The organism is Hansschlegelia sp. KR7-227 (genome assembly GCF_049446035.1).
Classification (GTDB): domain Bacteria; phylum Pseudomonadota; class Alphaproteobacteria; order Rhizobiales; family Methylopilaceae; genus Methylopila.
Genome location: NZ_JBMSEA010000001.1, coordinates 2,644,447 through 2,656,244 on the forward strand (window position 1 = coordinate 2,644,447; position 11,798 = coordinate 2,656,244).

Annotated in this window: 8 protein-coding genes; 4 read left to right on the forward strand and 4 right to left on the reverse strand. The window is 71.2% G+C overall.

Annotation, left to right across the window (positions count from 1 at the left end; genetic code table 11):
• Positions 1-68 precede the first annotated feature (68 nt).
• The 4 genes from ACO2RJ_RS12495 to ACO2RJ_RS12510 all read left to right on the forward strand — a co-directional run bounded on the left by ACO2RJ_RS12495 (position 69) and on the right by ACO2RJ_RS12510 (position 4,030).
• Positions 69-818, forward strand: coding sequence for a transglycosylase SLT domain-containing protein (locus ACO2RJ_RS12495; protein WP_423268331.1), 750 nt, complete (start codon positions 69-71; stop codon positions 816-818).
• A 127-nt stretch (positions 819-945) separates the two neighbouring features.
• Positions 946-2,553 (forward strand): sensor histidine kinase, encoded by a 1,608-nt coding sequence (locus ACO2RJ_RS12500; RefSeq protein ID WP_423268332.1) that lies wholly within the window; start codon positions 946-948, stop codon positions 2,551-2,553.
• A complete protein-coding gene (locus ACO2RJ_RS12505) occupies positions 2,550-2,981 on the forward strand; it encodes a response regulator (RefSeq protein WP_423268333.1) in 432 nt (143 codons plus the stop codon). The genes ACO2RJ_RS12500 and ACO2RJ_RS12505 overlap by 4 nt, the downstream gene beginning before the upstream one ends.
• A complete protein-coding gene (locus tag ACO2RJ_RS12510; RefSeq protein WP_423268334.1) occupies positions 2,978-4,030 on the forward strand; it encodes a sensor histidine kinase in 1,053 nt (350 codons plus the stop codon). Before ACO2RJ_RS12505 ends, ACO2RJ_RS12510 begins: the two co-directional genes overlap by 4 nt.
• 28 nt (positions 4,031-4,058) lie before the next feature.
• Here the strand turns inward: ACO2RJ_RS12510 and ACO2RJ_RS12515 are convergent, their stop codons facing one another.
• From ACO2RJ_RS12515 to ACO2RJ_RS12530, 4 genes are all read right to left on the reverse strand, one after another.
• Complete coding sequence (locus ACO2RJ_RS12515) at positions 4,059-6,755, reverse strand: molybdopterin-dependent oxidoreductase (protein ID WP_423268335.1); 2,697 nt, start codon at positions 6,753-6,755, stop codon at positions 4,059-4,061.
• Between the two features lie 172 nt (positions 6,756-6,927).
• Positions 6,928-8,571: a sulfite reductase subunit alpha gene (locus ACO2RJ_RS12520; protein WP_423268336.1), complete on the reverse strand. Its 1,644-nt coding sequence runs from the start codon at positions 8,569-8,571 to the stop codon at positions 6,928-6,930.
• 172 nt (positions 8,572-8,743) lie between these two features.
• On the reverse strand, positions 8,744-10,558 hold the full coding sequence (locus tag ACO2RJ_RS12525) for a NirA family protein (protein WP_423268337.1): 1,815 nt from the start codon (positions 10,556-10,558) through the stop codon (positions 8,744-8,746).
• 10 nt (positions 10,559-10,568) lie between these two features.
• Complete coding sequence (locus tag ACO2RJ_RS12530) at positions 10,569-11,783, reverse strand: NAD(P)/FAD-dependent oxidoreductase (RefSeq protein WP_423268338.1); 1,215 nt, start codon at positions 11,781-11,783, stop codon at positions 10,569-10,571.
• Positions 11,784-11,798 lie beyond the last annotated feature (15 nt).

The following is an 11,798-nucleotide window of genomic DNA, read 5'->3' on the forward strand; positions in this document are numbered from 1 at the left end:
CGGACGGCCTGGCGGGGCGCTCTCGGCGCCCCGCTTCGCGTCCGGCGACCACGGAAGCGCGGAGACCGATGCGACCCACTGTCTTCGCCGCCCTGGTCGCGCTCCTCGCGACGAACGGCCCGCTCTCCGCCGAAACGGCGCCCGAGGCCGCGCCGGCCGCGACGGCTCCCGCCGTCCCCGCGCCTGGGCCTGAAGCCCCCTCCCCCGATCTCCCCGGGACCGACGCCGCAGAGGCGGCGCCGGCGGCCGATCTCGACGAGACCGGCCTCCGGGCGATCGTGCGCAAGGAGGCGCTCGGCGCCGGCCTTCCGCCCGAGGTCGCTGAGGCGGTCGCCGAGGTCGAGAGCGGCTTCAACCCGAAATCCGTCGGCGGCGTCGGCGAAATCGGCCTGATGCAGGTGCTGCCGTCGACCGCCCGCATGTTGGGCTTCCGGGCGCCGCTGAAGGAGCTGTTCGAACCGGAGACCAACGCGCGCTACGGGGTGCGCTACCTCTCCGACGCCTGGCGCATGACCGGCGAGGACATCTGCGCGACGGTCATGAAATACCGCGCCGGCCATGGCGAGACGCGCTATTCGCATCGCTCGGTCGCCTATTGCCTGCGGGTGCGCAAGCTGCTGGCGGATCGGGGCTTCAAGGTCACGGGCGCGGTTCCGGTCGCGACCTTCGGGGCGCCGGCGACCGCCGGGTCGGGCGGCCGCGGCGCCCGGCGCCTCGCCAACGGCCGAATCCGCATGCGGTTCAACTGGCGGCAGGTCGATCTCAGGCGTCGCAGCCTCGACCGGGCCGCCGCCGCCAGCCTGAACCTCATGCAATGAGGCGGCGAACTTATTTCCGCCGCCGCGTACGTGAATTCCCGCTGGACGCGGATCGCGGAAGGCGGCAATTGATTACCCGCAATCGAGCGTCCGCGCGGCGGAGCTTCCCTGGGTCGCGGAGAACACATTGACGTCTGCGGACGTAAGGCCGACCACAGGGGCGATCCCCCCCGAGGCGGAGCCGGCCGCGCCGGACGCCGCGCCGTTCTCGACCGGCCAGGCTGGACGGCGCGACATCCTGCTGATGCTGGCGGGCCTTGTTCTGCTCGTCGCGGTAGGCGCGACGTTGTTCTGGCTGGTCGGCCGCAACGCCCAATTCGGCGCCGCGGTGTCCCGCACGCTCGAGACCAAGGGTGAGATCGTCCGGCTGCTGAGCCTCGCGCAAGACGCCGAGACCGGGCAGCGCGGCTATCTCCTGACCAAGAACGACCGCTATTTGGCGCCCTACAGGGCGGCCACGTCGCAGCTCGAGGGCCGGCTGGCGCGCCTCGATGAGCTGATCGGCCCGGACGACCCCCGTCGCGGCGACCTCGACGGCCTCGTCGCCGTTCTGAAAGCGAAGCTGGCGGAGCTCTCGGAAACGGTCGAGCTCCAGATGGCGGGCAAGTCCGCCGAGGCCCTTGCGTTGGTGGAGACCGATCGTGGCCGCGGCGCGATGCGGGAGATCCGCCAGCGCGTCGCGGAGATGACCTCGCGCGAGGACCTCCTGTTCGCGGAGCAGTCGGCCTCGCTGGCGCGCACGTCGAACTGGCTGCTCGGCGTCATGGTGTTCGGCCTTGGCGTCGCGGCCCTACTCGCCTTCGCCGCGCAGGCGCTGCTGCGCCGTCAGGCCCGGACGCTGATCGTCGCGCAACGGCGCCTTGAGGAGTCCCACGCGCTGCTCGAACAGACCAACGGTCAGCTGGCGGCTCTCAACCGGGACCTCGAAGCGACGGTCGCCGAGCGCATGGCCGATCTCGTCAGCGCCAATCAGGAGATCCAGCGCTTCGCCTACATCGTCAGCCACGATCTGCGCGCGCCGCTGGTCAACGTCATGGGCTTCACGAGCGAACTCGACGCGACGCGTCGGACGCTGAAGGAGCAGTTCGACGTCCTGACGGAGGTCGCGCCCGAGCGGATCAGCGAGGACGCCCGCCTCGCCGTCGAGGAGGATCTGCCCGAGGCGATCGGCTTCATCCGCGCCTCGACGTCCAAGATGGACCGGCTGATCAACGCGATCCTCAGCCTGTCGCGCGAAGGCCGCCGCGTTGTCACGCCGGAAATGGTGTCGCCGGCCGAGATGATCGACGCGATCGCCGCCACGCTGCGCCAGCAGCTGCAGGCCGCCGACGCCGAGATCGTCATCGATCCCAACCTGCCGACCCTCGTCACGGACCGCATGGCGATCGAGCAGGTCTTCCAGAACCTGGTCGAGAACGCGGTGAAGTATCTCGACCGCTCGCGGCCGGGGCGGATCGTCGTCCGCGGCCGCCGGATCGGCGCCTATGTCGAATACGCCATCGAGGACAATGGCCGCGGCATCGACGCCAAGGACCATGAACGGGTTTTCGAGCTGTTCCGCCGCGCCGGCGCCCAGGACCAGCCCGGCGAGGGCCTCGGCCTCGCCTTCGTGCGCGCGACCGTGCGCCGGCTCGGCGGCAAGATTCGCTTGACCTCGGAGGCTGGCGTGGGCTCGACCTTCATCATGACCTTTCCGCCCGTCCTTCAGCCGCAAGCCGAGAGCCGCGCCGCATGACCGTGAAACAGAGCCCTGTCCTGATCGTGATGATCGAAGACGACGAAGGCCATGCGCGCCTGATCGAGAAGAACGTGCGGCGCGCGGGCGTGAACAACGAGATCCGGCACTTCGCCGACGGCACCTCGGCGCTGGCGTTCCTCACCTCCGAGCATGACGGGGCGCATGGGCCGCTGCTGATCCTGCTCGACCTCAATCTGCCGGACATGACCGGCATCGACATCCTCGGCATCCTGAAGGGCCATGAGAGGCTGAGGCGCGCGCCCGTCGTCGTGCTGACGACGACGGACGACAAGGTCGAGATCCAGCGCTGCTACGATCTCGGCTGCAACGTCTACATCACCAAGCCGGTCGACTACGACACCTTCGCGACCGCGATCCGCCAGCTCGGCCTCTTCCTGTCCGTCATGCAGGTGCCCGAGGCATGACCCCGAAGCCCGTCCAGGGCGAGGCTCAGCGCACGGTCCTCTACATCGAGGACGACGAGGGGCTGCGCCGCCTCGTCGGGCGCGACCTGACGCGGGCGGGCTATGCGGTGACCGCCGTGGCGAGCTGCGGCGAGGGGCTCGCTTTGCTGTCGGAGCGGCCTTTCGACGTCGTCGCCCTCGACCATTTCCTCGCCGGCGAGACCGGGCTGGACATTCTGCCGGCGATCAAGGCCCTGCCGGAGGCGCCGCCGGTGATCTACGTGACCGGCACAGATGACGGCAGGGTCGCGATCGCCGCGCTCAAGGCGGGCGCGACGGACTACGTGATCAAGGACGTCGCCGGCGAGTTCCTCGCTTTGCTGCGCGCAGCGATCAGCCAGGCGATCGAGCAGATCGAGCTGCGCCGCATGAAGGAGGCCGCCGAGCGCGCGGTGCTGGAGGCCAAGGAGCGCGCCGAGACGCTGCTCCGCGAGGTCAACCATCGCGTCGGCAACAGCCTGCAGCTCGTCTCGGCCTTCGTGCATCTCCAGTCGACGTCGATCCCGGACGGCCCCGCGCGCGACATGATGCGCGAGACGGAGGCGCGCATCCTCGCCATCGCCCAGATTCACCGCCGGCTCTACACCTCCGACGACGTCCGCATGGTCGACATGGCGGACTATCTCGCGGGGCTTGCGGAGGAGCTCGAGAGCTCGCTCAAGACCAGCGATCGCCCGCACCGCATCGCGCTCGCGGTGGAGCCGATGCGGATGGCGACGGACAAGGCGGTCTCGCTCGGCGTGATCGTGACCGAACTCGTCACCAACGCCTTCAAATACGCCTATCCCCGAGGCGTCGAAGGCGAGGTGCGCGTGGAGCTCGCCTGCCTCAACGGCAGTTGCGCGCTCAGCGTCGAGGACGACGGCGTCGGCATGAGCGAATCCGAGACGCCGCAGGGCACGGGGCTCGGGCAGAAGATCGTGCGAACGATGGCCGCGACGATCCAGTCGCGCATCGAACGCGACGCCAGCCATCGCGGCACGCGCATCGTCTTCGCCTTCCCGGCGTAGCTCAGGACAGCAAAATCCGCCCTGAAGATCAGGCGCTGGCGGCGACGTCCGCGGCGGGCGCCTTGGCGCGTTCGGCGGCGAGCATCCTGCGGATCTCCGGCAGGCACGAGCCGCAATTGGTGCCGGCTTTGGTCGCCGCCCCGACCGCGGCCGCATCGCAGGCGCCGGCGGCGATCGCGGCGGATATCGCGCTCTGCGGCACCCCGTGGCAGGCGCAGACCAGCGGCCCGGAGCTCAGGCCGTCGGTCGCGCGGCCGGCCAGCAGCAGGCCGCGGATCTGGCCGCCCGACAAAGGCTGCCCCAGCTTGCCGCGCAGGAAGGTCCAGGCGCTCTCCTGGCGGGCCCGTCCGACGAACAGACAGGCCTCCAGCACGCCGTCGCGGAAGGCGGCGGCGCGGTAGACGCCGGCTCCGGCGTCGGTGAACTCGACGATCTCGTCCTCCGGCGCGAGGTCGGGAAACAGGGTCTCCAGCCAAACCTCGCCGTCCAGCGCGAACAGCAGGCCGGCGCCGTCCGGCGCCGCGGCCTTCGCCCACCAGGTCGCGGCGCCTGGGGCGCCGAGCCGTCCGCGCGTCAGCGCGAAGCCCTGCCGGGCGAAGGCGACCGGCGCCACGGCGGCAGGCGTCGCCTTCGCGTCGGGCTGGCCGGAGAACGGATCGACCACGGCGTGCACCAGCGCGCCGATCCGCCCGTTCGACGAGGTCTCGCCCGTCCAGTGGATGGGCGCGAACAGCGCGCCCTCCTGCGCGCCGGGCTCCGCCCGGACCCTGAGGATGGCGTCGCCATGCGCGGTGGTCACGCGCGCGAAGCCGCCCTCGACGAGCCCCTCGCGCTCCGCGTCGCTCGGCGCGATCTCCAGGAACGGCTCCGGCAGATGGCTCGCGAGGCGCGGGCTTTTGCCGGTCCGCGTCATGGTGTGCCACTGGTCGCGGATGCGGCCGGTGTTCAGCCGGTAGGGATAGACGTCGTCGGTCGAGGCCGGCTGCGCCGGCGTCGCGACGGCGACGAAGCGGGCGCGGCGATCCGGCGTGAAGAAGCCGCCCTTGGCGAAGAAGCGCGTCTCCTTGCGCGCCGATCCGGACGGCGCCGGCCACTGGATCGGCTCCAGCCGGTCGTAGTCGCGGGTGTCGAGCCCGCTCAGCGCGCCGATGTCGAAGTCGCGCGTCCCCGCGTTCTCGAAGGCGGAGAGCGCGGCGTGCTCGCGGAACACCTCGCCGGGCGTCCGCCAGTCGAAGGCGTCGCCGAAGCCGAGGCGACCCGCGACCTGCGCCACCGCCCACCAGTCCGGCCTCGCGAGCCCCGGCAGCGCGAGGAACGGCCGCTGGCGCGAGATCCGGCGTTCCGAATTGGTGACCGTGCCGTCCTTCTCGCCCCAGGCGGCCGCCGGCAGCCGGATGTGCGCGCCGGCGGACAGCGTGTCGTTCGAGGCGACGTTCTCCGACACCACGAAGCAGTCGAGCCGGGCGAGCGCGTCGCCGACCGCGTCCGCCCGCGGCAGCGAGGCCGCCGGGTTGGTGCCCATGACCCACAGCGCCTTGATCTCGCCGCGCGCGACGGCGTCGAACATGTCGACCGCCTTCAGCCCCTCGCCTTCCGCAATGCGCGGCGCGCCCCAGAAGCGGCCGACGCGATCGATCGACTCCGCGTCGAACCCCATATGGGCGGCGAGCTGGTTCGCGAGCCCGCCGACCTCGCGTCCGCCCATCGCGTTGGGCTGGCCGGTGAGCGAGAACGGCCCCATGCCCTCGCGCCCGATGCGGCCGGTCGCGAGATGGACGTTGAGGATGGCGTTGACCTTGTCGGTCCCCTGCGCCGACTGGTTGACGCCCTGGCTGTAGAGCGTGACGACGCGCTCCGTCCCCGCATAGAGCGCGAAGAACGCCTCGACGTCGGCGAGCGGAGCGCCGCAGGCGGCGGCGGTCGCGGCGGCGTCCGGCGCGATCTCGCGGGCGCGGGCGAGCGCGCCGCCGAAGCCTTCGGTGTGCTGGGCCACGAAGGCGGAGTCGAGCTTGGCCCGCTGGCTGAGCGCGACGAGCAGTCCCGAAAACAGCGCCGCGTCGCCGCCCGAGACGATCGGCAGATGAAGGTCCGCCTCCTGAGCGGTCGCCGTGCGGCGGGGATCGACGACGACGATCTTCGTCCCCCGCGCCGCCCGCGCCGCCAGCATCCGCTGATAGAGCACGGGATGGCACCAGGCGGCGTTCGAGCCGACCAGCACCAGCAGATCGGCGGTTTCGAGGTCGCGATAGGTCCCCGGCACGGTGTCGGCGCCGAAGGCGCGCTTGTGGCCCGCCACCGAGGAGGACATGCACAGACGCGAATTGGTGTCGACATTGGCCGAGCCGAGGAAGCCTTTGAACAGCTTGTTCGCGGCGTAATAGTCCTCGGTCAGCAGCTGGCCCGAGAGATAGATCGCGATCGCCTCGGGTCCGTGCGCCTCGAGCGTGCGGCGGAACCCGTCGGCGACGGCGTCGAGGGCCGCGTCCCAAGTGACCCGGCGGCCGTCGATCTCCGGGTGCAGCAGCCGCCCGTCGAGCGACAGCGTCTCCCCGAGCGCCGAACCTTTGGAGCACAGCCGGCCGAAATTCGCCGGGTGCTCCGGGTCGCCGGCGATGGTCGCGCCGCCCTGGTGGTCGGGCTGCGCCAGCACCCCGCAGCCGACCCCGCAATAGGGGCAGGTCGTCCGCGTCGGCCCCGCCTGCGGCTCGCGCGCGTGGATGTTCATGGCCGGGCGCCCGACGCGCCGGACCCTGCGTGCTTCGAGACGCGCCTGCGGCGCTCCTCGGCATGAGGAGCGAGGAGGAGGATTCCAGGGCTCCAACGATCCTCATGCTGAGGAGCCTCGGCGTCGGCCGAGGCGTCTCGAAGCACGCAGGACGGCGCCCCCGGCGTGACCATCAATACACGTCCGCCTGGTAGCGGCCGGCTTTCTTGAGGTCGGCGACGAAGGCCTTCGCCCCCTCTCCCTTGCCGCCATGTTGGGCGACGATGTCGACAAGCGCCTTCTCGACGTCGGCGGCCATGCGCTTGGCGTCGCCGCAGACGTAGAAATGCGCGCCCTTCTCAAGCCACGCCCACAGCTCGGCGCCGGCCTCGCGCATACGGTCCTGGACGTAGACCTTGGCGGCGCCGTCGCGCGACCAGGCGAGCGACAGCTTCGTCAACGCGCCGGCGGCGGCGAGCTCCGCAAGTTCGTCCCTGTAGAAGTAGTCCGTCGCTTCGCGCTGGTGGCCGAAGAACAGCCAGGCTCCGCCGGTCGCGCCGGTCGCCCGCCGGTCGCGCAGGAAGGAGCGGAAGGGCGCGACGCCGGTGCCCGGCCCCACCATGATGATCGGCGTGTCGCCGCTCTTCGGCAGGCCGAAGCCGTGCGCCTTCTGGACGTAGACCTTGAGCTTCGAACCGGGCTCGACGCGGTCGGAGAGATAGGTCGAGGCGAGGCCGAGGCGCGTGCGCTCGCCGACCCGGTAGCGCACGGCGTCGACGGTCAGGCTGACCCTGCCGGGATCGGCCGAGAGCGCGGAGGAGATCGAATAGAGCCGCGGCTGCAGCGGCTCCAGCGCGCCGAGCAGTTCGGCGACGGGCGGGTTCGCGGCCGGGAACTTCTCGAGCGCGGCGAGCACGTCGAGACTCGCGAGATCGCCGTCCGGGTCGTCGCCCTCGGCGAGCTTCGCGAGCTTCGCCTTGTCGCTGGGATCCTCGACATAGGCCGCAAGCAGCTCGAACAGCGCGTCGGGCGCAGCCCCGAGCGCGACCTTCTCGGAGAGCCATGTCGCCAGCGGATAGGCGTGGCCGTCATGAGCGACGACCTGATCGAGCGGCGCGCCGAGGCGGGCGGCGACGGCTGCGGCCAGATCCGGGCAGTTGGCCGCGAACAGGCCGAAGCTGTCGCCCGGCTCATAGGTCAGCCCGCAGCCCGACAGGTCGATCTCGACATGGTGGGTCTCCTTGTCTGAGCCCTCCCCGGTCAGTTTCGCCTTCGACAGGAACGTGGCCTCGACCGGCGTCTCGCGCGAACGGCCTGGCTCGATCGCGGGCGGCGCGGCGGGAGCGGCCTCGACGGGCTTTTCCGCGGCCGCAGGCGCCGCGCCGCCGTCGAGCTCGACGGCGAGCTTCTTCAGCATGCGCTGCGTTTCCTTGCCGCCGGGAACGCAGAGATTGAGCTTGGTCTCTTCGCGTGTCGCGATCGCCTCGGCGTAGCTGTCGCAGAGATAGCCGCACTGGCCGCAATCCTGTTGCGCCATCGCCGCCATCATGCGGCGCTTCAGCGGCTTGCCCTCGGCGAGCTGCATGCGCTCGTCGATCGGCATCGACGCGTCGTGCCAGGGGGCGCCGTCATCCTCCTCTTCGACGGGCGCCGACGGGCTCTCGCCCGGCAGGGGATCGCCGAGCAGCGCCGTGGCGGCGTCGCGCGACAGCGCCTGCATGCCCCCGTCCATCGACAGCAGCCCCGCGAAGAACCCGTTGAGCCAGGAGCGCTGCTCCTGGCTGAAGGGCGCGTTCTCGGGCACCAGGGGGGGAAGAATCTGGGACTGCGCGGTCATATGACGCCTCCAGCGGAACGGAGGAAGGGCTGTGCGTGCTTCGAGACGCCCGCTGACGCGGGCTCCTCAGCATGAGGAGCGTGGAGGAAGACGAGACCATCCTCATGCTGAGGAGCCTTGGCGCGAGCCAAGGCGTCTCGAAGCACGCAGTCGGCCTGAGAGACGATCTTGCTCACGCTGTCTCCTCCAGCTCGAAGATCGACTTCAGCGCGTCGATCTCGTGCCGCCGCGTGAATGCGGCGAAGCTCTCCTCGGGGGAGGCGCGGCGCGCGAGGTAGCCGCGGAGCATCTTCTCGACGACGGCCGGACAGTCCTCGCCCTTCACCTCGGTCACGAGCTCCCGGCCGATCGTGGCGTCCGTCCCGAAGCCCCCGCCGACCAGCACGTTGAACCCGTCGACGGTGTCCTCCTCGCCGACGGGCACCCGCGCGCCGATCAGGCCGATGTCACCGATGTAATGCTGGGCGCAGGAGTTGTGGCAGCCGGTGGCGTGGATGTTGATCGGCGTGTCGACCGTGAGGCCGATCCCGTCGATATGGGTCGCGATCATGTCCGCGAAGCCCTTGGTGTCGGCCGCCGAGAACTTGCAGCCGCGGTTGCCGGTGCAGGCGACCAGGCCGGCGCGCACGTTCGAGGCGGACGTCGCGAGCCCGATCTCGGCGATCTTCCCCTCCGCCTCGGCGACGTCCTCGTCGCGGACGCCCGAGATCAGCAGGTTCTGCCAGACGGTGAGGCGGATATCGCCGTCGCCGAGCCGCTCGGAGAGGGCGGCCAGCGCCCGCATCTGCTCGCAGTCCATCCGGCCGAGATTGAGGGAGACGCCGATCCAGTTGAGGCCGGGCTGCTTCTGCGGATGGGCGCCGATATGGGCGAGCCGGTCGCTTTCCGGCCGCGGCGCGACCGCTTCGGCCGGCGCGCGGACGAGCTTGGCGCCGAGCAGCTTTTCGACCTCCTCGAGAAATGTGTCGAAGCCCCACGCGTCGAGCACGTATTTGAGGCGCGCCTTGTTGCGGTCGGTGCGGTCGCCGCTCGCGATGAACACGCGCACGATCGCGTCCGCGACCTTGATCGCGTCCGGGAGCGGCACGACGACGCCGGTGTCGCGGGCGAAGTCGCGGTGGCCGGTGATGCCGCCGAGCGCGAGCCGCCACCAGATTCCGGGCTTGAGGCCATGGCCGTCGAGAACGTCGACCGCCTGGAAGCCGATGTCGTTGGTCTCCTCGAGAGCTGCGATCCGGCCCGCGCCGTCGAAGGCGACGTTGAACTTGCGCGGCAGGCCGTAGAGCGAGCGGTCGTTGAGAATGTGGTGGTGCCACTCGCGGGCGTAAGGCCGCGTGTCGACCAGCTCCTGCGGGTCGATTCCCGCGGTCGGCGTGCCCGTGACGTTGCGGATGTTGTCGGCGCCGGAGCCCTTCGAGGTCAGCCCGAGGTCGACGAGGCCCTCGATGAAGGCGATGCCGTCCGCCGCGCCGATCTCGCGCGCCTGCAGGTTGGCGCGCGTCGTGACGTGGCAGTAGCCGCCGCCGTATTGCTCGGCGAGGTCGGCGACGCCGCGGAACTGCCAGGCCTTCAGGATCCCGTTGTGGATCCTGAGCCGGCACATATACGAATCCTGCGTCGGCCCGACATAGAACAGCCCGTGGAAGCGGATGCGGAAGTCGTCGGTCGCCTTGGCGAATTTGTTCTCGGCCGCGAGCCCCTTGAGGCGCGCATAGGCGTCGAACGGGTGCTCGTCGCGCTTCGCCTTCTCCTGGGGGCTGAGCTTCTTGCCGGCCGCCTCCTGGCGCGCCATGGCCGCGAGATGGATGGCGTCCGGTCCGCTGGGCGTCGGCTGCGCGGGAGCGGGCGACGCGACGGCCTTCGCCGCGCCCCCGAACGGAGCGGCGCCGCCGAAGCCGGGCGCGCCGCGCGCGCCGCGGACCGCTTGGACGCCCGAGACGAAGCCTTCGAGATAACGCTTCTGGTCAGGAGAGAAATCGCCGGTCATCGCCGCCCCCTTACGCCGCCGCCGCGAAACCGCGGCCGAAGGCGAGGTCGTCGCGCAACGGTCCGAGCGGCGCGCCCTTCGCGATCAGGTCGAGGTACCAGAGCGCGTCCGACGCCTCGCCGACGAGGATCGCGCCGACGAGCCGGTCGTCGCGCACGATCAGCTTGCGGTAATGGCCGTGGCCTGGATCGGCGAGCGTGATCGTCTCCTCGCCGTCCTCGGCCTCGATCGCGCCGGCGGAGAACACGTCGACGCCCGACACCTTGAGATTGGTCGACAGCACGCTGCCGGCATAAGAGGCGGAGGGCGCCGCGGCGAGATGGGCGGCGAGCGTCCGGGCGTGCTCGTAGGCCGGCGCGACGAGGCCGTAGACCACGCCGCGATGCTCGGCGCACTCGCCGATGGCGTGGACGGCCGGATCGGAGGTCCGCAGCGCGTCGTCGACCACGATCCCGCGCCTGACCTCGAGCCCCGCGTCGCGGCCGAGCGCCGCGTTGGGGCGGACGCCGCAGGCCATCACGACCATGTCGGCCGGCAGCACCTCGCCCGAGGCGAGCTCGAGACCGGTGACGTGGGTCTCGCCGAGGATCGCCTGGCTTTGCGCGCCCAGCACGAAGCTGACGCCTTTCGCCTCCATCGCGCGCCTCAGCGTCGCGGCGCCGCGGGCGTCGAGCTGGCGCTCCATCAGCCGGTCGGCGAGGTGGACGACGGTGACCGCGCAGCCGAGCTTCGCCAGCCCGTAGGCGGCCTCGAGCCCGAGCAGGCCGCCGCCGACGACGATCGCCCGCGCGTCGGGGCGGGCGAGCGCCGACAGCCGCATGGCGTCGCAGCGGTCGCGGAAGGTGAGCACCTGCGCGAGATGCGCGCCCGGCAGCGGCAGGCGGATCGCCTCCGAACCGGTCGCGAGCACAAGCCGGTCATAGCCGATCACCCGACCGTCGCGCAGCATGACGCGCTTCGCCGCCCGGTCGATCGAACGCGCCTCGGCGCCGGTGAACAGGCGGTAGCCGTTCGCGCCGTACCAGGCGCGGTCCTTCAGCGCGAGGTCCTCGTCGCCGGCCTCTCCCGCGAGCAGCGACGAGAGCAGCACGCGGTTGTAGGCCGGCTCCGGCTCGGCGCCGACGACGGTGACGTTGTAGCGCCCCGGACAGGCGGCCTTCAGCTCTTCCAGGAGCTTCAGGCCGGCCATTCCGGCGCCGACGAGGACGAGGCGTTCGCGCTCCATCGTGCGACCTCCGCC

What these genes read in the sequence shown, in the direction of transcription:
- ACO2RJ_RS12495 (WP_423268331.1), top strand. Translation starts at nt 69, where the DNA reads ATGCGACCCACTGTCTTCGCCGCCCTGGTCGCGCTCCTCGCGACGAAC.
- ACO2RJ_RS12505 (WP_423268333.1), top strand. Translation starts at nt 2,550, where the DNA reads ATGACCGTGAAACAGAGCCCTGTCCTGATCGTGATGATCGAAGACGAC.
- ACO2RJ_RS12510 (WP_423268334.1), top strand. Translation starts at nt 2,978, where the DNA reads ATGACCCCGAAGCCCGTCCAGGGCGAGGCTCAGCGCACGGTCCTCTAC.
- ACO2RJ_RS12525 (WP_423268337.1), bottom strand. Translation starts at nt 10,558, where the DNA reads ATGACCGGCGATTTCTCTCCTGACCAGAAGCGTTATCTCGAAGGCTTC.
- ACO2RJ_RS12515 (WP_423268335.1), bottom strand. Translation starts at nt 6,755, where the DNA reads ATGAACATCCACGCGCGCGAGCCGCAGGCGGGGCCGACGCGGACGACC.
- ACO2RJ_RS12530 (WP_423268338.1), bottom strand. Translation starts at nt 11,783, where the DNA reads ATGGAGCGCGAACGCCTCGTCCTCGTCGGCGCCGGAATGGCCGGCCTG.
- ACO2RJ_RS12520 (WP_423268336.1), bottom strand. Translation starts at nt 8,571, where the DNA reads ATGACCGCGCAGTCCCAGATTCTTCCCCCCCTGGTGCCCGAGAACGCG.